The following is a 25,740-nucleotide window of genomic DNA, read 5'->3' as shown; positions in this document are numbered from 1 at the left end:
AAAACAGGGGGATCTATGTATGCAAATTTATTATTTAACCGCCTTTGAAAAGAATGGAGAAAAAATTTTAGATGAAGCGATTGAAGCAAAAAATGCGGATGAAGCAAAAAAAATAGGAGAAAGGATACTGGAAGAAAAAAATCTTTCTAACCATACCCACCGTCTCGTCTCTCCAGAGGGTCAATTACTTTTATTCCATGTATAAACTTTTGCTCACACAAGAATTGACATTTAGAAAAAGGGGACTGTCCGATTGAACAGCCCCTTTCTTACTTTTTTAATATGCGTACGTAAACAAACCTTTAATCTTGGACAAATAGCGCACATTGCTTGCTTCTTTCATAATTGAAGCAGGCATTCCCGTCAATGGCGTTCCATTGCTACCGACGGATGCGACTGCATCTTTCCTTCCGAGACTCGCCAATGTACCGAGATTAACCGGTTTAAATGTTTCCATTGTTTTTCCTTCCAAATAAGCGAAAATATTATAACCGACACAATCACCCATTTGCCAAGCGAGTTGTGCAGTCGGCGGATATGGACGATCATCCGGTCCAAATACAACCGCACTATCACCAACCACAAAAACATCTGGATGAGAAGTGGATTGGAGATATTCATTCACCGTTGCCCTACCGCGATTCACTTCTAAACCGGACTGGCCAACGAGTGGGTTTCCTTGTACACCACCGGTCCAAACGAAAGTGTTCGTGACAATTTCCGTTCCATCCTTCAATTCAACGACATTGCCATCAACCTTAGTTACAAACAAGCCGGTTAAAAATTCTACTCCCCGTTCTTCTAAGCTTTTCGTCGCCCGTTCAATTAAATGATCGGGTAATACTGGTAATATTTTCGGCAAACCTTCGACGAGTTTTAATTTAATTTCGTTACGGTCCACTCCGTATTTTTTCGTTAATTCTGGAAGCAAATCGGCAATTTCGCCAACGAGTTCAACACCCGTTAGTCCACCGCCTCCGATTAAAATCGTCGCATCTGCTTCATTTTTAGACTTAGCGTATTCGCGAATTCTTTCTTCAATATGACGATAAATCCGTTTCGCATCGTCTACCGATTTTAAAACCATACTGTTTTCTTCTAGTCCTGGGATGCCAAAAAATGCGGTGACACTTCCTAAAGCAACGACAAGAACATCATACGATAAAGTAGACCCATCGGATAATTTAATTTGTTTTTTATCGACGGAAAAGGATTCAACCTCATTTATATTTAAATCGATATCCTTTCCTTTAAATATTTTTTCCAATGGTAGAGCAATTCGATTTTCGGAAACATTTCCCGCCGCCAGTCTGTGAAGCTCAGTAATAATTTGATGGGTCGGATATTTGTTAACAACCGTAACTTTCGCCTTTGAACGATCCATGTATTTACGAACAGATAGGGCTGATAAAACCCCACCATAACCGGCTCCTAAGATGACGATTTGCTTTGACATTTCGATTCCCCCGTTCTTTTCAGTATCTATTATTTTTCTTCTTTTTCAGATACGATTTTTAGATAGGCATTGATAAAGCGAAACAGTTTTTGTGCTTGCGGGTCTTTAATCATTTTCAACAATCCGAATAAGCCGATTACTTCCTCACTTTTTTCAGCCGCTTCCTTCGCTTCGATGACGTTTTGAGCAACCTGTTGAATCGACTGCTTAGCAGGTGTGATCGTATCCCGCATCGCCTCGAACATTTCCCTTTTCAAAATTTCATCGGAAGCAAGTGATTGGACAATATCCTGATATTTTGTTAACACTTGAACGAGTTCATTTAATTTTGGAAGCTGTTCCACCAAGGCGGTCAATGACTGCTGTACTTCTGGTTTCAAGAGTAAATCTAACAGCTCACGCTCGTCTACCGATTTTTCTTTAGCCTTTACTTGATCTTCCAATACGTTCGACATGTCCAAATCTCCCTTCACTTTTCTTAAATATTTTCATATAAAAAGTAAGTCAATTCCTTTCCCAAAAATGCCGAATCATGTAAACCCTTTCACTTAAGGTATACTTGACTTTATGTATCATGCCTCTTATAAACGAATCCGTTCAACGGGAAAAGAAGCGAATTACTTGTAAATAATAGTTATTTCAAATCTTATTTTAAACGTTCTTTTTGTAAAAAGCAAAAAAAAATAAGAACTTTAACATGGTTTTTACCTGTTCAATTGTGCAAAAGAAAGAACATAATCAAGGCATGCATTATTTTTTTACGCCTTGTATTTTTTCCAAAAAAGGTAATGGTTGTTGTTTTCGAAACAGTTCTTTCACCATATAATAAATCCCATGACTGTCGTTCGTACGCGTCACCCAATCGGCCCTCCCCCTTAATTCATCAGGGGCATTTCCCATGGCAACACCTAATCCGGACGCGATAAGAACGTCTAAATCATCCATTCCACTTCCGATGGCAACCGTTTCCTTTAAAGATATGTTCCAATAATCAGCAACATAGAGTAACCCGGATAATTTTGAAATATTTTTTGGCAAAATGATCATTTTTTTACCATAGGTTTTCACTTCCACGTCATCAAACATCCCTCGAATCGCCGCTTTCACTTCCTCCGCATGGTACTTTTCTTCAAATATAGTCACTAAATGGGTCGGAAGAATATGTTCTTCTTGAATTGTTCGACTAAGACGTTCCACAAATCGGTATTGATATACGGAAAAACTATTCGAATCGATGACCGCCCTTGCCATCAAACGACGACCCTTTACCGGCTTGTTTCCGATGGAAAAGGATTCGTGAATAAGACGAATTTCACAAGGAAAGGACTCTAAAAATTGAACGATGTCGAATAAAGTCTCTTCACCGATACGCTTGACAAAAATCGCCTGATCGATCGATGAAGCGATAAACGCCCCGTGATGGGAAATAATCAAAGATCGGATATTCAACGCTTTTGCAACCCGCTTAGCAAAAGAAAAATTACGACCCGTCATCAGCGTTACTGTCACACCTTTTTCTTGCACATAGTCAATGGCTGCCTTCACCGATTTATCGATCTTCCCATTTGATTGCAAAACCGTTCCGTCAATATTCATCGCAAGCAAGCGGTAAATCATTTTCCTTCCCCCTCTGCCACTAGATGCCTATCAATACATGACTATGTTGAAAAAAAAAGTTATAGAACACGGATCATAGAAGGAAGGGAGAAAATAAAAAATCACCCTACATACTTCATAAGGTGATTTTCTTTAAACAAACATGCGCCTATTTCATTTGATCGTTATACAATTCTTCCAATGGTTTCATAACAATTTTGTTTACTTCAGCAATTAACGTACTCATTCTTTGCTCCGCTTCCAACAATTGGGCAATCAAATCGTTCTGCTGAATGAGAGCGGCGATCTGCTGAGCTTTTTGAACTTCTTCTTCTGAGATCGGTTGACCCATCATTTGTTTTTCCTGAAGACTAAGTTGAATATTTCGGAAGTTTTCAAACATCCGCTTTGTTGGTTCATCGGAAAAAACTTTGTCGTATTGGGTTTTCAACTGAGTAAATTCATCACTTTCTCGAATCGTCTTTTCTAGATTTTCAGCGATATTGTATACTTCTACAGACATAAAATCCCTCCATGAAAAAGAAAACCAAATTTCTCTTTTGGTTTTCCATATTTTTGTTTTCACTTCACTATATCAAATTATGAGGCAAAAAGCGAGGAAGTGCGGAAATTTTTCTTTCGGGGGAAGGGACCTAAGTTCGTTGAACGAATCAATTGAAAAACTGAACGATGATGCCTTGGATCAGACCGATCATCCCTCCTAAATAGGCACCTAAATACGTAATCATTTTCAATTCTCGACCACTAATCGTTAAAACAAGCTCCTCTAATCTTTTTGTTGAAAAGGAATCCACTTGCCTTTCAACCATCCCAACAATTTGTAACGTATCCATAATTTGATGAATATGTTTTGATAATTGTTCCATACCGAATTGAACGATCGTTTCGGACACTTTTATTTCCAATTGCTCCTTTTCCGATGAATCCAAATAATTCGATAACGGTTGATGAAGGAAAGCTGTAATGTCTACCGCCTGATGCAATTCCTTAGTAATTGCCTCTTTAATGTCCTTTTCACCTATTTTTTCCAGTAGTTCAGAAAGGGGGCGAGCTTTTACCCGATCAACCTCTTCTCGAATAAATTCTGCCAATTGTTTCCGGTTTGAATCGGACTGTAAAAGACTTACAATTTCCATTTGAATCTTTGCGACTAATTGCTCCTCATTGAGAAAAAGTTGGAGCATTGGTCCGAACTTAATTCGTTCTAAATATTTGTTTAAAGTATGTTGAATTAACACTCTCCCTCGATCACTTGTGACGAAATCGATCAATTTATCCATAATCATCTTTGACAATCGTTCGATATTTTCATCTACTTTTGACCAAATGGATAGGGGAATAAATCCGTTGATCGTTTTATTGCGGTTTTTGTTCAGCCACTTTTCCAATTGTTCGTCCATAAACCTATGGATTTTTTGCTGAATTTGCGATTGATCGATTTCTAGGTGAATTTGTTGAAACCAATTGACAAGGGAACGATTAGAATTTAAAAATTTACGAATGCTTTTCCCTACAAATAATTTGATTTCATTAAGAAAAGGTCCTTCTGCTAATTTTTTTTGAACCGTTTCTGGAGTAACTAAATGATTTACGACAAGATATCCTAATTGTTTCGCCAATTCTTTTCGTCTTTTCGGAATAAGTCCAGGGGTAAAGGGAAGCCGCCATTTACCAATATAGACCGGCTTGTATGGCCTAAATAGCATTTTTATAGCAAGGGAGTTGGTCATCCCACCAATGACTGCTCCAATTATTGCCATGGAAAGAATCATCAATATTGAATACATCGTTTTCGACCTTTCTGCTAAAATTCATCCAATTAATTTACGCACATTCTTTCATTCAGTTTCATATGATGTGCTATATGGCATCCGCCCAAAAATAAACGTTCTTTCATCTAACCTCTATATTGAATCATTATATCGTTTGTATACGAACGGGGCAATACAAAGAAAATGTTTTGAAACCACACCCCTTTTTCCTAAACCTTTTAAATCAATGGCGGATAATGAATGCATTCAATCGGAATTAGCACTTTGGATGAACAAAGGAATCGCACCTTCCATTCCGATATGGCTAATTTAGCTTTAAAAAGAGATCAGATGTTTATCCCTTTTCCCTTGTAGCCGCGAAGAAGAAAAAGACCAGTTCCAACTGTCAATATTCGAAGGGAAAAATCAAATAGGTTGAAGAGACGTTTCCTTTTTTTAATATTTTTTTGAGCGTGCTTTTGATGGCAATGGTGTTGTATAGCTTTTAGAAGTAATGGAAAAACCAGGAAAAAATGTATTTCTCCACGAAACCCAAAACTCTTTATGAAGCACCTATTCAACATGCACGCCTAGTATTACATATAAATAGGAGGGGGAACAATGACAAAATGTTATTCCGTTGAATTTTTTACGGATTCCCGGCCAATACTATATTTTCCGAAAGACAATGATTTTGACCAGCCCATCGAACAAGTCGCCTTCGGTTCTCTCGTTACAAGTGCAAAGGTCCTTCCCCATGAACGAAAGAAAAAAACGATATCGATTAGCACCGCATTAAAGGATTTTTTACACATTCCAAATATTCCACTTAGATTGCATCTTTTTTGCCATCATCAAACCTTTTTCCTCGGGCCGATCGTCGGCATTTTTACAGCAGGATTTACGAGGGGGTCTAAACTCCCCCTTGGGAATCGAAGTTATCAATTTGCAAAATTTTTTTCCGTTGGTCATCGTGTCGGTGTTTTACCGATCCTTTTCGGTTTACAACATATCGATTGGGATAAGGGGTTAGTGAGGGGATATTATTTCTATCAAAATCGATGGATGGAAATGAGTGTTCCTTTACCAAATATCATTTACGACCGCCTACCGAATCGGGAAGTAGAAAAACTTAAAAAAATAAAGGAAGCAAAGGGGAAGCTAACGCAGGAATATGTTATCCCATCATTTAACCCGGGATTTTTCAACAAAATAGAGATCTATAAAAAACTCACTCAAAATACGAAAACAAAAACCTATATACCAAAAACAATTCCTTTTCAAAAGGAAAAGGATGTAAAAATGATGCTCGATGAGTTCCAATGCGTATATATGAAGCCAAATGAAGGTAGTTTAGGAAATGGGGTTTATCGAATTGAAAAGGAAGGAAAAGATTTATTATGCAGTTTTAGAGATAAAAAAGGGAACAACCGTATCGTAAAATTTTCTTCCATCAAAAGGCTTTTACACTTATTGGAAAAAAAGGATAAGGGAGAGTACGTTATTCAACGGGGAATTCCCCTTTTAAAAATAAACGGATGTCCGGCGGATTTTCGTGTCCATACAAATAAAGGAAAGGACGGAAAATGGTATGTTACAGCTATAGCCGTTAAAGTCGCAAATCCATTGGGGGCAACTACCCATCGATTATCCGGTGGATCCGTAAAAACCGTGGATGAACTATTTCCCGATCAAAGGGAGAAAAACCGGAATGTATTTTCTCTTATAAACGCTGCTTTAATATTGAGTAAAGAATTAGATAAAAGGTACCATGAACGTTTAGGTGAAATCGGCTTTGATCTTGGGATCGATGAAGAAGGTAACGTGTGGATGTTCGAAGCCAATTCAAAACCTGGGCGATCGATTTTCAGTCACCCTGATTTGAGTAAAAATGAACAAATGATTCGTAAATTTCTTTTGTCCTACTCGGTATATTTGACTGAACAATTTTTTTTAGTTCCGGAAAAATTTTTTGAAAAGGCCATTCAACATGCTTCTTTCACAGCGAATTCACCTTAACTATATGGAAAGAATAAAGGATGGTGGTGGGGAAAGTTTAAGCATAAATATGGAAAGGCTTAAGCATGCCGGCAAAAGGTTGCCGGCTTCTTAAAATTTATTATATTTTAACAACGAAAGCCCCTAGTGTAATGTTTAGCGACTTTTGACGATCATATCCACCGCTTCTTTAATCGCATTTTCGGACGTAGCTCCCTTTTCCTGTGCTTCCCGAATACAAGCTTCCAAATTTTTGGCAACGACAAGCCCGATTGCTCGATCGACAGCCGAACGGACTGCACTTAATTGGGTTACGACATTTTTACAATCATTTCCTTTTTCCATCATCCGAATAATGCCTCTAATCTGTCCTTCCATTCGTTTTAATCGATTGATCACATCTTGGGAATATTCCATCTTTCGCACCTCTCACCCTTATGTTACATTCATTATACCTGATTTTCCAATGCTTGTGCATATTTTCCCGTTTCTCCTTGAATAAACGATTCATTCCGTTCTAAAATGACAATATAATCTTTTTTTCTTTTTCGACATCTCACTTACCCGAATGAAAATGGAAAAACGAAAACTTTTTACTAAATTTGAGATTCGTTTCTATAAATATGGAAGAATGGAAGGGATTATTTATATGTTGGAAAAAATAAAGTCGATTTTTCGAAACGCCATCATCCAAGATACTCCAATTACTAATCCAACGTTTTATTGTTTTTTTGATGAGTTGTCAAAATCCTATATCGCCATACCGAAAGAGGATATAAATCATCGGGAAAAACAACTTTTGGAAACCTTTTTTATTTTAATTGAACCATCTAATCATTTACTCAATCATTCGGCAATCGAACAACAATGGTACAAGTTTTTAACGGAAGGGGGAGACCCTCCATCTACAGAAGGAAATCGAATTCGGTTTATCCACTTTTCCATCCGTGATAAATCCAATCGGGATAATTTTAAAGAAACGCTAAAATCCTTCTTTCAAGATCATATGACGATCGTTTGGCTTCGGGAAAACAGTGGGGTCATCATTGAAAAGGAAACGGAAGAAATTTTATTACCAGACGACGTTCTATCCTTAACAGAGGCGGTATTATCGGATTTTTATTTTTCCGTCGATTTTTACTTAGGTCGTTTTTATCACGTATCAACACTGTTAAAGGACCATTTTTCAAGGGAAGAGCAATATTTTTATTTATCGAGAAAAATTCTTCCCCAAACCCATATTTTTACATTTGAAACAGCTTTTCCCCTCACCATTGTGACGATGGATGGAAATGAACTGATTCCAATTTTACGTGCGGAATGGGAAGATTTATTTCAAAATGACCGAGAACAACTGGAAACCATTAAACTTTACTTAGAAAATAATCTAAACACGAGCTTAACGGCAAAAAAATTGTTTTTACATCGAAATAGTCTCCAATATCGAATCGATAAATTTGTCGAACGCTCATCGATTGATATTAAAGAGTTTAAAGGGGCAATTTCCGTCTATTTCATCTGCATCTTTGCCGAGACCGTTTTGTCTGACCGATGAAGAGTTACCATTTCTGTGCTTTATTGAACAAGCGCCCAAATTTTACCGAATCATTTTTGTGCACGTTGCCTATACCGGTCAATTGTCTTTTTCGGTAAACTAACTAGTGAAATAGAAATCGTTTTCACTCAGGAGGGAAAAATATATGGCTGAATTAAAATTGGAACATATTTATAAAGTATATGACAATAAAGTGACCGCAGTAAAGGATTTCAACTTGCATATAAAAGATAAAGAATTCATCGTTTTTGTCGGTCCATCTGGATGCGGTAAATCCACCACCCTTCGAATGATTGCCGGACTTGAAGAAATTTCGAAAGGTGATCTTTACATCGATGGAAAACGGGTAAATGATGTTCCTCCAAAAGATCGGGATATCGCCATGGTTTTCCAAAACTACGCATTATACCCACATATGACCGTTTATGATAACATGGCCTTCGGTTTGAAATTACGCAAATTCCCGAAGGATGAAATCGACAGACGGGTGAAAGAAGCAGCGAAAATTTTAGGATTAGAGGAATATTTGGAGCGAAAACCGAAAGCACTTTCCGGTGGACAAAGACAACGGGTTGCACTCGGTCGGGCAATCGTACGGGATGCAAAAGTGTTTTTGATGGACGAGCCATTATCCAACCTCGATGCGAAATTGCGTGTACAAATGCGTGCTGAAATCGCCAAGTTGCACCAACGACTCAATACGACAACGATTTACGTAACCCACGACCAAACGGAAGCGATGACGATGGCCACTCGAATCGTCATCATGAAAGATGGGGTAATTCAACAAGTCGGTACACCAAAAGAGGTGTATGAGTTCCCAGAAAATGTTTTCGTCGGTGGATTTATCGGTTCTCCTGCCATGAACTTTTTTGAAGGAACGGTAGAAGATGGAGCCATCAAAATTGCAGATTTAAAACTAGAAATCCCTGAAGGTAAAATGAAAGTGTTACGGGATCAAGGTTACGTCGGAAAAGACGTCATATTTGGTATTCGTCCGGAAGATTTCCATGATGAACCGGTATTCCTAGAATCTTTCCCAGGGTCGACAATCGATGTGAAGATTGAAGTAGCTGAATTACTCGGTGCTGAAGAAATGTTATACTCGACCATTGGAAAACATGAATTCGTCGCACGGATCGACTCACGGATGGAATACAAAGCTGGTCAAAATGTTAAATTAGCGATTGACATGAATAAAGCTCATTTCTTCGATCCTGAATCGGAAATCCGAATTCGTGGAGCTGAATAATATTCCCTTTTGTTATCCCCCTTATATAAAAACCTAGCTTGATTTTTATCAAGGTAGGTTTTTTACATTTTTACCTATCCAATCAATTTTATTCCCTTCAACATCCCCTAACACGATCTGAAATCATTTTCCCATCGTTGATTCTTTTCCACCATTCAATGAAGTACCTATTTCTTATTCATAATGATTTTTTAAATATCAATGGAACGATTCGTGGATTTCATTAAAACATGTTTCCATTTTTCCTACCCTTTTCATACGAAAACATTACCTATACTCACATTTTTCCCTTTTATCGAATGAATAAAGGAATCATTTTCCTTATACGAAAATGTATAGGGATTTTATTTTTTAACACAATATGAAATAGAAATTCCTTATTTCATCGATGGGTTGAACCTTTAATTAGGTGGCACTTTTTCAGGACAATTATAAATCCGTTCTGAAGAGGTGCTAGTCGGTGAAATCCCGACAAACCCAACCAAAAATCATTAGGAGGAGATTAGCATGGCAAACAACAGTTCCTCAAATCAATTGTTAGTTCCAGGAGTGCAACAAGCGATCGACCAGATGAAAATGGAAATTGCCCAAGAGTTTGGTGTAACCCTCGGACCAGACACAACTTCCCGGGCGAACGGTTCCGTAGGAGGAGAAATTACAAAAAGGTTAGTTCAAATGGCCCAACAACAACTTTCAGGTGGACAACAAAATTATTAAAAATGAATAAACATGGCTTAGCCTCCGCAAAAACGCGGAGGCTTTTTAACACTTTTCCTAATGAACAAATGATAAAGACACGATAAAACTTTTTTATTTTTTTTTCTCTTTTTCTGACTGATGCAAAGCCTTTTTAAATTCTTTCAACGTTTCTCCAGCAGCCTTGCCTAATTCAGGAAGCTTCGCAGGTCCAAAAATGAGAAGGGCGACGAATAAAATAACCGCCAATTCTCCAAAACCGAGTTTCATCATTTCATTCCTCCTATCTACGTAGACGGATTTGCTTTTTCCTTTTTCGCTAATGGTAAGTATACACGGAAAGTTGTCCCTTCTCCTTCTTTACTTTCCACTTCAATCCTTCCAGCATGCTCTTCAATTATTTTATAACACATCATTAGTCCTAATCCATTTCCATTGTTTTTCGTTGTAAAAAACGGTTGCCCTAATTTACCGATTAACTCTTCAGGAATTCCACTACCTTCATCGGTAATTTCAAAAATTCCTTCCTTTGTCCCCCTCGTTACTTTCATCGTAATTTTTCCGGGTTTGTCCATCGCTTCAATGGCATTTTTCATCAAATTGATCAACACTTGTCGTAGTCTTTGCTCATCACAGACAATATAGATAGGTTCTTTCTCCAAATCTGTTTCGACTTTAATCCGTTTTTGGAAAAATTGTCCTTCCAACAACCTCAGACAGCTATATAAAATCGATTGTAAGATGCACGAAGTGAACTGGGGTTCTGTCGGTTTAGCAAAAATCATTAATTCTTTCGATATGGCATCGATTTGTTCCATTTCCGTTTCCATAATCCGTAAATATTCACTATTATATTTTTTTTCCGATTTCATCAATTGGATGAATCCTTTCAATGATGTTAATGGATTTCGGATATCGTGGACAATTCCGGCAGCCAATTGACCGAAAAGGGAGAGTTTATCATTTTGCAGCAAAGAATCTTCATGATCGATTAACTTGTTTATGACGTAAACGAGCCCTCCTTGATTTAACGTCCCCCTTTCATTGACGGCATACACGGTTACATTTACCCAAATATACGTACCGTCCCCTTTTCGAATTCGCATCGTATATTTGCTTCCATTTCCTTGAAAAAGCACCCGATTCCCACCAGCATTCATCCAATCATTTTCATGTAAAAAATCGGAAATTTTTTTGCCTACCATCCGTTCTTGTTCGTATTGGAGAATATCTTTTGAATTAGGAGAAACATATCGGATAATTCCTGACATCGTACTGTATGTAACAACACTATGGAAATGGTCTGCGATTTTTTGTAAAATTTGCACATAAACATTCATCTTGTTTAATGAATTTTGGAGTGTTCCCAACATAACCACCCACTTTTAAAAAATAAAAGAATAAATCTTTTTAAAGAACAAATCGAATAATCAAACCCTTAACAATTGTATTATAACAAACAAAAAGATAATTATAAATATTCATTTTTTGAGGCTTATCAGTCGATTTGTTCTTATTAAAGAACCTGTGTGAATAAAACAAATTTTTTCACTATTGATCGGACAAAAGTAATTTAAATTTCACACAAAAATATTTTGTATTATAATAAATGCTATAGTATGTAAAGTTATGACTTTAACCGTCATTTTTTATCAAATTAGATGGAAATTTTTTGTTGAAAATACTCTACATCTTTCACACACGGAAATCATTGGTCATTGGAAAATAAACGGAATCACTAATCACGGGTCGGTGGAGTTTTTTCATCCACCTCCATGATGTTAGGGGCAAAATGATGGATCTTTTAACAATTTTCATTAGCATCACTTTTTTATTGAACATTATATTGGCCGTTGTCGTCGTCTTTTTAGAAAGACGGGACCCGAGTGCTACTTGGGCTTGGTTACTCGTTTTATTTTTTATTCCATTATTGGGCTTTATCCTTTACTTAGTTTTAGGCCAAAATTTGGCAAGGAAGCGACTGTTTTTTTGGGAAGATTTAAAGAAAATTGGTTTTGAAAAAAAAATCCGACAACAGACGTTACAAATTCGTGACGGAAGCTACCCTTTAAAAACGGCCGAAGAAAAGGCTCGTCGGGATTTAATGAATTTGTTTTTGTCCAATAATAATGCCCTCTTAACCCAAGATAATGAAGTAAAAATTTTTACGGATGGTGCGGAAAAATTTAAATCTTTATTTCAAGATATTGAAGGGGCGAAGGATCATATTCATTTGCAGTATTACATATTTCGAGATGATCAACTTGGACGAAAATTGATCGATCTGTTAACGGAAAAAGCCCGTCAAGGGGTAAAGGTACGCGTTTTATATGATGAAATGGGGTCCCGTAGAATTAAAAAACGTTCTTTTAATAAACTGATTAAAGCCGGTGGTGAAGTGGAAGTATTTTTCCCTTCGAAAATCCCCTTTGTCAATTTGAGAATTAATTTTCGAAACCACCGGAAACTTGTCATTATCGATGGAAAAATAACTTACGTCGGTGGTTTCAACGTTGGCGATGAATATTTAGGGTTGAACAAAAAATTTGGCTATTGGCGAGATACCCATCTGAGAATTAAAGGGAACGCGGTCCACGCTGCACAAATTCGATTTATTTTAGACTGGAACCAAGCATCAACACGGAATGATATCGTCTATTCCAAAAATTTATTTCCTGACATTCATCATTCTGGAAACGTCCCGATGCAAATTGTCACGAGTGGACCAGATTCAGAATGGGAACAAATAAAATACGGTTATATTAAAATGATCACGTCAGCCAAAAAATCGATTTATATTCAAACACCCTATTTTATCCCTGATGCAAGTATTTTAGATGCCCTTCGTATCGCTTCCCTTTCTGGCGTTGACGTGCATATTATGATTCCGAACAAACCGGATCACATGTTCGTTTACTGGGCAACGTATTCCTATATCGGGGAATTGTTAAAAACCGGTGTAAAAGTATATATTTACGATCACGGCTTTATCCATGCAAAAATGATCGTCGTCGATGAAGAAACGGCATCGGTTGGAACGGCCAATATCGATGTTCGGAGTTTCAAATTAAACTTTGAAGTCAACGCATTTATTTACCATAAAGAAACAGCTAAACAACTGGTAAACATCTTTCAAAAAGATATAGCATTATCTAGAGAGTTTACATATGCGGATTATTTGAAACGACCCTTCATCATCCGTCTGAAGGAATCCGTATCTCGCCTTCTCTCCCCCATTCTTTAATCATTCCGTAAGAATGGGGATTCGTTCATTGTTTCACATTATCTTTTAACATTTCCCTTTCGAAGGGACATTAAATCTTTGCAAATAGAGGAGTTTGTCATATGAACAATCGGAAAGCAATATTGATTTTATTTCTCGTCATGTTTATCGTCATGGTTGGGTTCGGGATTATTATTCCCGTTCTACCCTTTTATGCTGAAAAATTAGGTGCAAACACGAAAGAATTAGGCTTTTTACTCGCGTCTTATTCCTTGATGCAGTTTTTGTTTTCCCCAATGTGGGGGAGAATTTCCGATCGCATTGGAAGAAAACCAGTGATGATGATCGGTATATCTGGACTTGCTTTATCATTTTTCCTTATGGCAATTGCGGATCAGTTATGGATGCTTTTTGTAGCAAGGATTCTCGGTGGTTTATTATCATCTGCGAATATGCCTACGACCATGGCATATGTGGCGGATATTACGACTCCGGAAAATCGAAGTAAAGGAATGGGGATGATCGGGGCAGCCGTTGGACTCGGATTTGTTTTCGGTCCTGCCATCGGAGGAATCTTTTCGAAGCTTAGTTTAAGCTTTCCCTTTTATGTTGCTGGATTTTTATCAGTCTTTACCTTTTTCTTCGTTCTTTTTGCATTAAAAGAATCCCTTCCGCAATCGAAACGTCAAATTGAACGACAAAGTAGTGGATCAAGATGGGATGCATTTTCAGGGGCAAACATCGTATTATTTTTCTTACAGTTTTTCATTTCCCTTTCCCTTGCCGGACTGGAAACGACCTTCCCTTACTTTGCCTACAATAGGGCCGGTCTTGGAAGTGCAGAACTCGGTTACGTTTTTATGATTATGGGTTTGGCTGGTGCCATCGTTCAAGGTGGCTTAATGGGGTTTTTATCAGAAAAATTTGGTGAAGAAAAGGTGATTCAAGGAGGCATTATCGTCTCGATCCTCGGATTTAGCCTTATTTTATTAACAACCAATTTTCTAACTGCCACGATCTTCATTAGCATTTTTGGAATCGGAAATGGGGTTATTCGCCCTGCTATAACAACCTTATTAACGAAGTCAACAGATTCAGAACAAGGGAGTGTTACCGGTCTCCTTTCCTCTTTTGATTCTTTAGGAAGGATTATCGGTCCGCCTTTAGGGGGAGCCTTATTTGATTTTGAACATACGCTCCCTTACATTTCAGGAATTTTACTATCCCTTGTCGCATTCACATTGTTTCAATTTTACAAAGTAAAAGTTAAAAGTATCGAAGGGTAGGTGTTAGAGCCTATCCTTTTTTAATGTAATCAATATTTGTACGATAAAAAGATAGAATTCACCATTTATTCATAATTCCGCTACAAAATGTTCATGAATATGTATGGAATAGCCCTAAAGGGTTATATATTTTTCGCTATTTTTTAGCTATTTTATGATTGTTGATAGTAACTATCACTTACAATGTGAAAACCAGGAGCAAAATGAGGGGAGCTTAACAGCAATGGGACGGTTACGGACGCTTATTCTTGTCATCGCTTTCTTTTTTCTCGTTACACAACGGGAAGTTTACGCAGAAAATCTCCAATCATTAATTGATCAAACACCTGATGGTGGAACGATTATCCTAGAGGATAAATTGTACTCGGAACCGATTTCAATCGATCGTCCGATTAGGGTCATCGGGCAACCAAATTCCGGATTTCAAATTTGTTCGGATACACCCGCTATTTCGATTTCAGGTGAAGGTGTAACCATCGAAAATGTAAAGATTATGCGATGCCTCGGCGAATCCGGTTCTACCGCCATGTTTATTTCAGGGAAAAACCATCATGTTACGAATATGGAGATTGAAGCGGAAAATGTCGGTATTCTACTGGAGGGGGTGGAAAATTCTACATTTGAAAACATTAAACTAACCGGGGAAGGAAAACGGAATGGAATCGAAATATGGAATTCCTATTATAACATTTTTCAACAAAACGAAATTAAAAATGTAACCGATGGATTTTATCTCGAAAGCTCCCCCTTTAATATTTTTCGCCAAAATTATGTGGAAGGCTCCCGGTATGGATTGCATATCATGTATTCGGATGAAGTCACCGTAAAGGAAAATACCTTTATGGATAATGTGACTGGCGCTATGATTATGGAAACGGAAAACACCGTTGTCGAAAATAATTTATTAGGCGGAAACAAAAAAAACGTGAACGCCCAAGGACTACTTCTGTACGATGTTTACCACTCGACGATTAAAGGGAATCAAATTGAAGATAATCGGGTCGGAATGTTCATTGAAAATTCCGAAGAAAATGCTATTGTGGAAAATCGTGTATATGCAAATTTTATCGGTGCCCAATTGAACCGGGCTAAAAATAATACCATTTCTCACAACTCGTTCATTTTAAATATAAATACAATTCAAGGAATCAATAGTGAAAATAACGAGATAATGAATAATTTTTGGGAAGATGCAAGCGTTCTCGATACGGACGGCGATGGAAAAAGCAATCTTAAATACAGTGCCGATCCTTTCTTCCTTCAATTAACGGAAGAGGCGGATGAATACCAACTCTTTTTCCATCACCCGGGGATGGTCGTTTTACAAAAATTATTAAAAAGTCCAGAACATCTTTTATTGACCGATGAAAAACCTTTAATGGAAGAAGTTTTTGTCCCAAATAATAACCATCATTCCAACAGTGGATTTATTTGGTTTTTAAGTATGACATGAACTGCTCCCTGTCAAGTAGACAGTGGAAATAATTAAAATGATTTAAGCGGCTTTAGTCCTGTATTCAATGGGGCTAAGGCCGTTTAGCCTTTCTTGATATCTTTCATTGTTGTAAAAGTAAATATATTCATCAATCGCCTTTGAGAGTTCCTCAAAGGTTTCATACTTATGTAAATAATACTTCTCGCATTTAAGTGCTCCCCAAAACGATTCCATTGGTCCATTATCAATACACCTTCCAATTCTTGACATACTGTGCGTCATTCCTGCCTCCTCTATTCTTCGTTTAAATCCATGTGAGGTGTATTGAAATCCACGGTCACTATGAATAAGCGGGTGGTCTCCATCTAATCGATTAATGGCCGGATCAAGGGTCTTAAATACTAAATCATTATTATTGGAATGCCCTAAAACATAGCTAATGATTGAGCCATCATGTAAGTCCAGAATGGCACTTAAATACGCCTTCTTTGAAGAACCATATTTCAACTCAGTAACGTCCGTTACCCATTTTTCATTTGGTTTTTCAGCTGTAAATTCACGATTCAATAAATTCTCGGCAACGTGCTGAGGATTCGAACGTTTATATCGAGTTTTTTTCCTTCGTATAACGGATTGAATCCCGGCCATTTTCATAAGTCTATAAATACGTTTATGGTTCACTTTCTTACCAAGTTTTCGATTGATATTTAATTTCATTCGACGATACCCATAGATTCCCTCCACATGTTTATGGATAACCTTCATTTCCTTTATGATTTCTTCATTTTCCATTTCTCGAGAGGAGGGAATCCGATTTAACCATTTATAGTAAGCAGCTCTTGAAACACCGGCAACGTCGCATAATAAGACAATATTAAACTGATTCGTTTCATGAAGTTCTTTAATGGCGATATATTTATCTTCAAATCTTACTTGACTGATTTTCGCCTCCTTTCGATCTCCTCTAACTTTTTTAAGAAAGCATTCTCTGCCCGCAAACGTTCATTTTCTTTTTCGATTCGACGCATCTCTAACTTCATTTTTTCTTCTAAAGTTAGTTCTTCTACACTTTTCGACCGTCCTCGTCGATCCTTTAACGAGTCCCATCCACCAACTTCATATTTACGTACCCATTGATATACCTGTTGGTACGATACTTGATGCTTTTCCGATGTTTTTTGATAATTTTTTCCGTTCGCTAGAGCATCTTGTACAATTTCAATTCGTTCTTTCCAGGTTGTCTTTCTTCCTTTAGTCATCGAGTGTGTTCTCCTTGTTCTTGTATCTAGTAATTCTCCATGACTATTATACTTTTTAATCCATTTTTGAAGTACCCCTCTACTAGAAATTCCATACTTTCGAACAATTTCATATTGGGAGTAATTCCCCGAACAATAATCGCGAACTGCAGATTCTTTCAATTCTTTAGAATATCGTTTCCATTTTTTTGAATCCGATAAACCATCCATTCCATCTTTTTCAAATTTTTCCACCCAGTTATATAAGGTAACTTTAGGGATTTTGAATTTGGTATAGATCTCTTTAAGGGAATATTCTTTACTTTTATAAGCCATAATGACTTCATATTTAAAATCACTCGGATAAAATGTGTTAGACACAAAAACTCCCCCTAGGTTAACAGATTTTTATTTTTTAATCTGTCTACCCTAAGGGGAGCATACCAACAATGATAGCCTTTAGTCTTTTATTTATAATATATGGGAGGAGAAAAATATGAAATCAATAAAAACGTCTATCACTATACTGATTATTTTATTATTCACTTTATCAGCTTGTGGAAAAAAAGAAGTACAGCCTGTGTCGATCAATGAAGAAACGGATAAGTGCGAAGTTTGTAATATGGCAGTAGCGGATAATGAATTCGCCACTCAAGTTGTGATGGAAAATGGGAAGTCGTACGTTTATGACGATATCGGGTGTATGTTCGTCTGGTTCGACGAAAATGAAGATGGAGATGTAGCCGCTTCCTTCGTTCGTGACTTTAATACAAAGGAATGGATTAAAACGGAAGAAGCAACATACGTTTATGATCGAACAGTCCGAACACCGATGGCCTATAATGTTATCTCATTTAAAAACGAAAAAGATGCAAAAGCCTATATGGAAGAAAATCAAGGGGAAGTTTTAACCTACGATCAACTTCTCAAACACGATTGGCCGGTCAATGAAGAAATGAAAAAAATGAATATGGAACAACATCAAAATCATAATCACGATGAACACGATGATCATGGACATGATCACGACGAAGACCACGATGGAGAATGATCTTTTTTAAAAACCCTTTGCTCCGATGAAAGGACGTTTATGTATGAAACATGTATGGCTTTCTGAATGGAAGATGGTTACACGTCAAAAATCCTATTACTCTTTAATCGTATTATGGATGCTTGTATTTTCCCTTTTATTTTTGTTACAAGGCAACTACGGTGGAGTCGCCGGTTATACAAATATTACCGCTACGATTGTTAACATCATTCTTTACCTATTGCCTTTATTTATGCTAATTACCGGTTCCTTTTCTATCAGCGGAGAAATCGAAAATGGAAAATGGCATTTATTGGCTACTTATCCGGTAAATATCCCCTCTTACTTATTCGGGAAAGTAATTGGGTTATTTATATCCCAATGGGTCATCTTTACTTTTAGCTTCGGAATCAGTATGGCACTAGGCTTATTGTTTCAAATTCCATTTTCCGGGAATTTGCTTTTGGGCATATACGCTTTTTCCATTCTTTTAATATTGATCTTTTTATTGATGGGCATCCTTTTCGGTTCGATGGTCTCAACCCGTTGGAAAGCCCTTATGATATCGGTTTCGATATGGTTTTTTCTAATCATGATTTGGCCGACCGCCTTAATTGCTATTTTAGGCCTCTTTCCTTATCCGATGATTAGCCCGTTGATGAAACTCGCTCTTTTTATCAATCCGGCAGAGTTTCTCCGCTTCTTTTTTGTCGCCCGATGGGGAAGTGGTACCGTATTTGGTGAAGCCTATTATTCATTAGTCGAACTTTTCGCATCAAGTAACAGCTGGATCATATTGATCGAATATTTCATTGCTTACGTATCGATTACACTATTTCTTTCTTTCATTCTGCTAAAAAGGAGACAAATGAAATGAATTCCCTTCTAGCCATCGAGGAAATTTCAAAAACGTTTAAAAAGAAAACGGCCCTATATCCTATTTCACTGCAAGCTAAGGAAGGGGAATGCATCGTATTAACTGGAGGAAACGGAGCAGGGAAAAGCACGTTACTCCATATTATTGCAGGGATTTCGGTACCGAGTACAGGTACTGTAAAAATCAATTCCATCGATTTTTTGAAGGATCGAAAAAAATATGTATCAAAAATCGGCTATATGCCCGATGAATTTTACGCTCAACAAAGTTTAACCGTCAAGGAATTTTTACAATTTTACGGTAGTTTTCGTAACGTTTCCAACGAGCGAATTGATGAAGTGATTGAACTCATCGGGTTGGAAGAGAAGCGAAACGAAGAAGTAAAACATTTATCGAAGGGGATGCGACAACGGCTGTTATTCGGTCAGGCCATTTGTGCAAATCCATCCGTTTTGATAATGGATGAACCAACGAATGGTCTGGACCCATACTGGATTAATCAGTTTGTCGACTTGATCAAACAAATGAAAAAAAAAGGGACGACCGTCATTTTTTCCACCCATATGATGGATGTGGCAGCGGAGGTAGGGGATCAAATCCTCTTTATGGAAAACGGGAAACTCGTTAAAACGTTACAAAACGACTTTTCCGATCCCGCTTCTTTCACCTTTGAATTGTTACATTTATATAGAAAGGTATAAAATGACAAAAATCACCCTAACTGGCTTCACCTGCGAACATTTTTTCTTTCTTACTTTTTTTTGATAAAATGTTTATACATGCGGATTTCAACAAACAGACACAGTCGATGTACCATCCTTCAAAGGGGCAAAAAAGGAAGCGGATGTTATGAAGACTTCTTATCGGGTAGTAATAGCGGACGATTATGAAAAGGAACGGCTAAAATTTAAAAAAATCTTTTTGAAAGATCCCTATTTTACGATTATTGGAGAAGCGAAAAACGGGATGGAAGCGATTAAACTGTGTAATGAACTTTTGCCGGACCTCGTCTTACTAGATATGGAAATGCCTTTTATGGGCGGATTGGATGCGGTAAAGATCATTAAGGAAAAACATCCTTTAATGAAAGTCGTTATGCTAACCAAAGCTTGCTATGTGGAAGATTTCTTCGCTGCTGTCCAATATGGAGCTCAAGGTTTTTTGTTAAAAAATATGGAGGATGAAGATCTTTTAGAATATTTGCGCGGTTTAGTAGAAGGTTCGAACTTACCCGCGAGAAAAATAGCTGGGAAAATTTGGAGCCAAATGCAAGTTCGACATTTTCATGAAGAAAAACCCCTTCCTTCACTTACTTCGAAGGAAAGGGAAATCCTTCTTTTAGTTACGAAAGGACTGACAAATAAACAAATTTCTGAACAATTGTCCATTGCGGAAAATACCGTTAAAAACCATATAAAAAATTTACTTCGGAAATTACAAATGGAAAATCGGGTACAGTTAGCCGTATATTCTTTAAAAAATTTCTTTGATGAAAAGAAAAACATCGATGAGTGAACCCTTTATTTGTAAAAAATATGAACTTTACTTTCCTTTCAAATTAAATAGAAAAGGGATGTTCCTTTCCTATCCATTCATTTTAATGATTCGTTCCTTTTATTAGACGGACAATTTCGTCCGGTTTTAGAACTTTTCCAGAGGACAAGACTTTTTCATCCACAACTAATGCCGGTGTGGACATAATACCATATTCTACAATTTTTTCCATATCCGTTTCCTTCACGACTTCCGCATCGATTCCTAAATCCTTTACCGCTACTTCCGCATTTTTCTCCAATCGAACACAATTTCTACATCCTGTTCCTAAAATTTTAATGACCATAATCCATCACTCCTTGAATGTATTTTATATAATGAGGGATTGCCAAAAATTGAAGCCAAATCCCGTAATCACAATCCCGATCGTCACAATGGTGAAAAAAACACCTAAAAGTTTTGGTTTGACGACCTTTTTCAACATAATTAGAGACGGTAAAGAAAGGGCAGTTACCCCCATCATGAAGGCGAGGGCTGTACCGATACCTACGCCCTTTGCCACGAGTGCTTCAGCAATGGGGAGTGTTCCGAAAATATCCGCATACATCGGGATTCCAATAAGTGCAGCCAAAGGTACCGAATACCAATGATCCTTCCCAAGTAACGCCTCGATTACATTTTCCGGTATCCAATTATGAATGGCGGCTCCAATTCCAACGCCAATCAAGATGTAAATCCATACCCGTTGAATAATTTCCCAAACTTGTTCAAATGCAAAAGACACACGTTCCTTTCTCGTCAATTCACTTTGTTCATCACTGAGCATTCCGTTACGAAAAACGAAGGATTCCACATATTTTTCCAACTTCAGTCGACTAATTAACGTTCCACCGATGACCGCTAAAATAAGCCCAACGACGACATATAAGAGGGCGACGGTCCAATTAAAAATACTCGCCAACAAAATGACAGACGCTAAATCAACTAAAGGGGAAGAAATTAAAAAGGAAAACGTTACGCCGATCGGTAGTCCTGCCTTCGTAAACCCGATAAATATCGGGATGGACGAACAAGAACAAAAAGGTGTCACCGTCCCGAGTAAAGCGCTAAACGTATTTGCCTTCACCCCCTTAAATTGACTAAGAATTTTCCTCGTCCGCTCCGGTGGAAAATAACTTTGGATATAGGAAATGATAAAAATTAATACAGAAAGCAATATAAAAATTTTGATGACATCGTAAATAAAGAAATGGACGCTGCCGCCTATTCGTTGATCGAGATCCATCCCGAATACGTCCTCAACGAGACGGGCAACAAGAACGTTCAACCATTCCATTTTTAACAATTGGTCATTCATCCAATGTAAAATTTCCAAATCACTTCACCGCTTTCTTCACGCAACAATTTTTATCTACTGCATTTTTGACATTCGTTCGACGTGTTTGTTGAAAAAAGGAAACAACTTCATCAAGTTTTTCTTGATCGATGGAATATTTCATCCAAATACCGTCCTTACGTGCCCGTACTAAACCACTTTCCGTTAGCATCTTCATATGATAGGACAAAGTCGGTTGGGTAATTGAAAAATTTTCCAACATATTGCATGCACATTGCTCTCCGTCTGAAAGTAAATCGATAATTTTCAACCTTGTTGGATCACTCAATGCTTTCATAATGGAAGCGATGGACCGATAATCCTTTTCCATGTCCCTCCTCCTTTCGAATCAAATATAGATAATTATCTATATGATATTCAACTATACTATACATATAGATAATTATCAATATATTATTAAAAAAAAAGTGCCTCCTACCGTGCCTTTTCCAAAGTAAACAAGGTTGGAGACAAATATTAAAAAATACAAACCAATAACTACCTCATGTTTTCTTTCATTATAATTTAAAAAGTTGAAGAACTCGCTCCCTCCGTTGGAATCATGATCGTCAATGTCGTTCCCTTTCCTTCTTCGCTTTCTGCTTGTATCGTACCGCCATGGGCTTCGACAAATCCTTTAGCGATAGATAAACCTAGACCCGTTCCCGCATCTTCCCGTTTACGCGATTTATCTGCCTTAAAAAACCGATCAAAAATAAATTCCAAATGTTCCTTTTTTATTCCTGGACCTGTATCGGAAACAGCAATTTTCGCCATTCCTTTTTCCTTTTCTGCTGTAATCGTGACCTTTCCTGATGGTGGTGTCCATTTCAAAGCATTTCCGATCAAATTGACCAACACTTCGGTCATTCGATCTGGATCTAGAACAGCGACAATGGATACAGACGGTTCTTTGAATTCGATAGAAATTCCCTTTTCCTCTGCCAACCCTTGGAAGTTTCCACAAATCCGCTTAATCAACTCATTTATATCCGTCGCCCTTTTATGTAATGGTAATTCACCCGCTTCCGCAAGACTCAATTGTTGTAGATCGTTTACGAGCCGATTTAAACGGTACACTTCATCGGATAATTCCAATATCGTTTTTTCATCAGCTTTTATTGCCCCTTCTTGGATCGACTCGAGTTTTCCTTGAAGGATCGCAAGGGGAGTACGTAATTCATGGGCAACATCCAAAACGAGATTTTTCCGAATTTGTTCATTTTTATTTAACTTTTCCAACATTTTATTAAACGCTTCTCCCAATTCAGAAAATTCGTCTCTCGAGTCGATATGTAGGCGTACGTTCCTTTCACCTTGAATGATTTTTTCGATTCCTTTCATCAATTGATTCAGCGGTTTCACCATTTTTTTAGAGATAAAAATGCTAATTCCTACAGCCGTTATGGCAGCTAACAAACCGCTTATGATTACCGCTAAATTGGAGGAACGGATGAATTGTTTTTCCACATCGATGAATCCGAGATTATTCTTTTGAACGATAATCTCACCTATTTTTTCCCCGTCTGCATAGATTAATTCCTTAAAACCGTTTAAGTTCTCTGCTGATTTTCCAATCTCTAAACCTGTAGACGAAGCCACCACCAACTGTTCAGCATTTGTCACAAAAATTTCCACCCTACCGCTTTCAATTCCTTGCATTCGTCTACGCCCTTGTTTCCATAAATCGCTATAGGGGAAAATTTCTTTTTCGATTCCTTCTAATGTACCTGTTACTTTATAATAATCAACAATTTTTTCTTTCATCAACTCGATCGAATCGTTCAAATTTTTATCTAAATACCGTCCAAAATTATTTTCTACACGATTTTGTATGAATAGCGATTGGAATAGCGCCATCAAAATAATCACGATTGTAAAGGAAAGGAATAATTTCGTATGCAGCTTCATCGCTTTTCACCAAATTTATATCCGATTCCATAAACTGTTTGAATATATTCCGGTTCAGCAGGGTTTTTTTCAATTTTTTTCCTCAAGTTACTAACGTGGGTGTCGATAGAACGTTCATAATTTGCATACGCTTCCCCCATAACCTTCATCATTAATTGCAGTCGGCTGAACACTCTCCCTGGTTTTTCCGCAAGGGCAGTCAATAATTTGAATTCGGTCGGGGTTAAGCTTAACAATTTACCGTCCTTCTTTACCTCATACGTTGATAGATTAATCATAATATTGCCCCGTTCCCATATTTCATCTTGTTCTTCCCCACTACCCGGTTCACTCCTTCTTAATACGGCTTTAATACGAGCAGCGAGCTCACGTAAACTAAAGGGTTTCGTAATATAATCATCCGCACCCATTTCGAGACCTAAAAGTTTATCGATTTCCTCTGTTTTTGCCGTCAACATGATTACAGGAAGTCTCTCATTTAATTTCCGAATCTCTTTTAATACTTCAAAACCGTTCATATTAGGCATCATCACATCGAGGAGAACGAGATCAACTTCTTTGTTTTGAATGAAACGTACTCCTTCGTCTCCATCTTTCCCTTCGATTGTTTGAAATCCTTCATTTTCTAAAAATTGTTTGATCATTTTCCGTATTTGTTCTTCATCATCGATTATGGCAATCGTTCTTTCCACGGTTTCTCCTCCCACATCGATAATCAAAAAAGCTGTTTTTCATTATTATATCAACTTGAAAAGTAATTCGAAAACGGAGCAATTTGTGCGTGTTCTTTAAATCCGTTTTATTTTGAAATGGATTCCATTCGAATGATGATTGACGGCCAAACTTACAAACTTGAATGGGATGGAAAAGGGATAAGATTCACGACACGATGTTACATTTGGAAAATTCCTTTAGTATCATCATCTTTCGGATTGAAATGAAACTTTTTCATAGAAAAAAGGCAATGCCTAGTCGTGGTAGGCATGCCTGTTTTCGGTATTAAACATTACCGTTTTTAAATCGATGTTGATATTTGTCACCATTTTCATCAGATACATTTTTTAAACACTTACCTCTTTCCTTCCGAACGTCTCTCCCATTTTCGATCACGTACATCAATCGTTTGTCCATATTTTCCATGCGGATTTCCTTTTGTTCCTCCGTAATCACACCGTCTTCCACTAATTGTTCCAACTGTTTTTCCCTTACTTCCATCATAACGGACAACAAATCCTCTTCGCTAACTCCTTGTTCTTCTGCGATCTCTGCTAACGTTTTCCCTTCCATTCTCTCTTGGAACAGTTCATTTGGTGACATTTGAAGCACTTCCGCTACCGTTTCTCGAATGCTTTCGTCAAAGAATTGTCGTCCTTTTCCGATGCCATTTCCGACACAAGGAAGGGATTCCGTTTTTTCTACCACTTCTTCAGAAAGATTATCATTTGCCGAAACAAGTGAAGCAAATTGTGAACTGAATACGACTCCCATACCGAGGAAAGCAACAACAATAACCGGTATGAACCATGCTTTTCCTTTCATGAAATCG

27 protein-coding genes are annotated in these 25,740 nt (G+C 37.5%); 12 read left to right on the top strand and 15 right to left on the bottom strand.

Going from position 1 to position 25,740, the window contains the following annotated elements:
* The first annotated feature begins 19 nt into the window (after window positions 1–19).
* Window positions 20–205, top strand: coding sequence for a YhzD family protein (locus OE105_RS02430; protein ID WP_275421136.1), 186 nt, complete (start codon window positions 20–22; stop codon window positions 203–205).
* A gap of 72 nt (window positions 206–277) precedes the next feature.
* Here OE105_RS02430 and OE105_RS02425 read toward each other — a convergent pair whose 3' ends face one another.
* The 5 genes from OE105_RS02425 to OE105_RS02405 form a co-directional block, all read right to left on the bottom strand.
* Window positions 278–1,456 (bottom strand): NAD(P)/FAD-dependent oxidoreductase, encoded by a 1,179-nt coding sequence (locus OE105_RS02425; protein WP_275421135.1) that lies wholly within the window; start codon window positions 1,454–1,456, stop codon window positions 278–280.
* Between the two features lie 29 nt (window positions 1,457–1,485).
* Window positions 1,486–1,911, bottom strand: a complete 426-nt coding sequence (locus tag OE105_RS02420) for a helical membrane plugin domain-containing protein (RefSeq protein ID WP_275421134.1) — start codon at window positions 1,909–1,911, stop codon at window positions 1,486–1,488.
* A 295-nt stretch (window positions 1,912–2,206) separates the two neighbouring features.
* Window positions 2,207–3,073: an HAD-IIB family hydrolase gene (locus OE105_RS02415; protein ID WP_275421133.1), complete on the bottom strand. Its 867-nt coding sequence runs from the start codon at window positions 3,071–3,073 to the stop codon at window positions 2,207–2,209.
* 148 nt (window positions 3,074–3,221) lie between these two features.
* A complete protein-coding gene (locus OE105_RS02410) occupies window positions 3,222–3,575 on the bottom strand; it encodes a YlbF/YmcA family competence regulator (protein WP_275421132.1) in 354 nt (117 codons plus the stop codon).
* Between the two features lie 148 nt (window positions 3,576–3,723).
* Window positions 3,724–4,860, bottom strand: coding sequence for a DUF445 domain-containing protein (locus tag OE105_RS02405; RefSeq protein ID WP_275421131.1), 1,137 nt, complete (start codon window positions 4,858–4,860; stop codon window positions 3,724–3,726).
* Window positions 4,861–5,445: 585 nt separating this feature from the next.
* On the opposite strand from OE105_RS02405, the gene OE105_RS02400 reads away from it, so the two are divergent.
* Window positions 5,446–6,843 carry a YheC/YheD family endospore coat-associated protein gene (locus tag OE105_RS02400; protein ID WP_275421130.1) on the top strand — a complete coding sequence of 466 codons (1,398 nt, stop codon included), beginning with the start codon at window positions 5,446–5,448 and terminating at the stop codon, window positions 6,841–6,843.
* 135 nt (window positions 6,844–6,978) lie between these two features.
* Here the strand turns inward: OE105_RS02400 and OE105_RS02395 are convergent, their stop codons facing one another.
* A complete protein-coding gene (locus tag OE105_RS02395) occupies window positions 6,979–7,239 on the bottom strand; it encodes a metal-sensitive transcriptional regulator (protein ID WP_275421129.1) in 261 nt (86 codons plus the stop codon).
* A gap of 232 nt (window positions 7,240–7,471) precedes the next feature.
* On the opposite strand from OE105_RS02395, the gene OE105_RS02390 reads away from it, so the two are divergent.
* The 3 genes from OE105_RS02390 to OE105_RS02380 all read left to right on the top strand — a co-directional run bounded on the left by OE105_RS02390 (window position 7,472) and on the right by OE105_RS02380 (window position 10,346).
* Entirely contained in the window at window positions 7,472–8,377 is a 906-nt protein-coding gene (locus OE105_RS02390; protein WP_275421128.1) for a helix-turn-helix domain-containing protein, read from the top strand.
* 145 nt (window positions 8,378–8,522) lie between these two features.
* Window positions 8,523–9,629 carry an ABC transporter ATP-binding protein gene (locus tag OE105_RS02385; RefSeq protein WP_275421127.1) on the top strand — a complete coding sequence of 369 codons (1,107 nt, stop codon included), beginning with the start codon at window positions 8,523–8,525 and terminating at the stop codon, window positions 9,627–9,629.
* Between the two features lie 507 nt (window positions 9,630–10,136).
* Window positions 10,137–10,346 (top strand): alpha/beta-type small acid-soluble spore protein, encoded by a 210-nt coding sequence (locus tag OE105_RS02380; RefSeq protein ID WP_275421126.1) that lies wholly within the window; start codon window positions 10,137–10,139, stop codon window positions 10,344–10,346.
* Window positions 10,347–10,439: 93 nt separating this feature from the next.
* Here the strand turns inward: OE105_RS02380 and tatA are convergent, their stop codons facing one another.
* Complete coding sequence (tatA, locus tag OE105_RS02375) at window positions 10,440–10,595, bottom strand: twin-arginine translocase TatA/TatE family subunit (protein WP_275422073.1); 156 nt, start codon at window positions 10,593–10,595, stop codon at window positions 10,440–10,442.
* A 17-nt stretch (window positions 10,596–10,612) separates the two neighbouring features.
* A complete protein-coding gene (locus OE105_RS02370) occupies window positions 10,613–11,695 on the bottom strand; it encodes an ATP-binding protein (protein WP_275421125.1) in 1,083 nt (360 codons plus the stop codon).
* Window positions 11,696–12,120: 425 nt separating this feature from the next.
* Between OE105_RS02370 and cls the strand changes: the two genes are divergently transcribed.
* From cls to OE105_RS02355, 3 genes are all read left to right on the top strand, one after another.
* Entirely contained in the window at window positions 12,121–13,569 is a 1,449-nt protein-coding gene (cls, locus tag OE105_RS02365; RefSeq protein ID WP_275421124.1) for a cardiolipin synthase, read from the top strand.
* Window positions 13,570–13,670: 101 nt separating this feature from the next.
* Window positions 13,671–14,834, top strand: a complete 1,164-nt coding sequence (locus OE105_RS02360) for an MFS transporter (RefSeq protein ID WP_275421123.1) — start codon at window positions 13,671–13,673, stop codon at window positions 14,832–14,834.
* 223 nt (window positions 14,835–15,057) lie between these two features.
* On the top strand, window positions 15,058–16,287 hold the full coding sequence (locus OE105_RS02355; RefSeq protein WP_275421122.1) for a right-handed parallel beta-helix repeat-containing protein: 1,230 nt from the start codon (window positions 15,058–15,060) through the stop codon (window positions 16,285–16,287).
* Between the two features lie 42 nt (window positions 16,288–16,329).
* Here the strand turns inward: OE105_RS02355 and OE105_RS13905 are convergent.
* Window positions 16,330–17,888 (bottom strand): IS3 family transposase gene (locus OE105_RS13905; protein ID WP_420842561.1). Its coding sequence is split into 2 segments (ribosomal slippage): window positions 16,330–17,255 and window positions 17,255–17,888, totalling 1,560 coding nucleotides; the frame shifts between segments, so codons are not numbered across the junction.
* Window positions 17,889–18,003: 115 nt separating this feature from the next.
* Here OE105_RS13905 and OE105_RS02340 point away from each other — a divergent pair.
* From OE105_RS02340 to OE105_RS02325, 4 genes are all read left to right on the top strand, one after another.
* Window positions 18,004–18,558 carry a nitrous oxide reductase accessory protein NosL gene (locus tag OE105_RS02340; RefSeq protein WP_275421120.1) on the top strand — a complete coding sequence of 185 codons (555 nt, stop codon included), beginning with the start codon at window positions 18,004–18,006 and terminating at the stop codon, window positions 18,556–18,558.
* Between the two features lie 43 nt (window positions 18,559–18,601).
* A complete protein-coding gene (locus OE105_RS02335; RefSeq protein WP_275421119.1) occupies window positions 18,602–19,414 on the top strand; it encodes an ABC transporter permease in 813 nt (270 codons plus the stop codon).
* On the top strand, window positions 19,411–20,115 hold the full coding sequence (locus OE105_RS02330) for an ABC transporter ATP-binding protein (protein ID WP_275421118.1): 705 nt from the start codon (window positions 19,411–19,413) through the stop codon (window positions 20,113–20,115). Before OE105_RS02335 ends, OE105_RS02330 begins: the two co-directional genes overlap by 4 nt.
* 148 nt (window positions 20,116–20,263) lie before the next feature.
* Window positions 20,264–20,929: a response regulator gene (locus OE105_RS02325; RefSeq protein WP_275421117.1), complete on the top strand. Its 666-nt coding sequence runs from the start codon at window positions 20,264–20,266 to the stop codon at window positions 20,927–20,929.
* Between the two features lie 82 nt (window positions 20,930–21,011).
* Here the strand turns inward: OE105_RS02325 and OE105_RS02320 are convergent, their stop codons facing one another.
* From OE105_RS02320 to OE105_RS02295, 6 genes are all read right to left on the bottom strand, one after another.
* Window positions 21,012–21,254, bottom strand: a complete 243-nt coding sequence (locus tag OE105_RS02320; protein WP_275421116.1) for a thioredoxin family protein — start codon at window positions 21,252–21,254, stop codon at window positions 21,012–21,014.
* 24 nt (window positions 21,255–21,278) lie between these two features.
* Window positions 21,279–22,283: a permease gene (locus OE105_RS02315; RefSeq protein WP_338030922.1), complete on the bottom strand. Its 1,005-nt coding sequence runs from the start codon at window positions 22,281–22,283 to the stop codon at window positions 21,279–21,281.
* 1 nt (window position 22,284) lies between these two features.
* Window positions 22,285–22,614 (bottom strand): ArsR/SmtB family transcription factor, encoded by a 330-nt coding sequence (locus tag OE105_RS02310; protein ID WP_275421115.1) that lies wholly within the window; start codon window positions 22,612–22,614, stop codon window positions 22,285–22,287.
* Window positions 22,615–22,808: 194 nt separating this feature from the next.
* On the bottom strand, window positions 22,809–24,194 hold the full coding sequence (locus OE105_RS02305; RefSeq protein ID WP_275421113.1) for a sensor histidine kinase: 1,386 nt from the start codon (window positions 24,192–24,194) through the stop codon (window positions 22,809–22,811).
* Window positions 24,191–24,886 carry a response regulator transcription factor gene (locus OE105_RS02300; RefSeq protein WP_275421112.1) on the bottom strand — a complete coding sequence of 232 codons (696 nt, stop codon included), beginning with the start codon at window positions 24,884–24,886 and terminating at the stop codon, window positions 24,191–24,193. Before OE105_RS02300 ends, OE105_RS02305 begins: the two co-directional genes overlap by 4 nt.
* 307 nt (window positions 24,887–25,193) lie before the next feature.
* Window positions 25,194–25,733, bottom strand: coding sequence for a DUF2680 domain-containing protein (locus tag OE105_RS02295; RefSeq protein WP_275421111.1), 540 nt, complete (start codon window positions 25,731–25,733; stop codon window positions 25,194–25,196).
* Window positions 25,734–25,740 lie beyond the last annotated feature (7 nt).

Source organism: Fervidibacillus halotolerans, assembly GCF_026547205.1.
Taxonomy (GTDB): Bacteria; Bacillota; Bacilli; order Bacillales; family Caldibacillaceae; genus Fervidibacillus; species Fervidibacillus halotolerans.
Note: the sequence above shows the minus strand (reverse complement) of the source record. Positions and strands in the feature narration are given on the sequence as shown.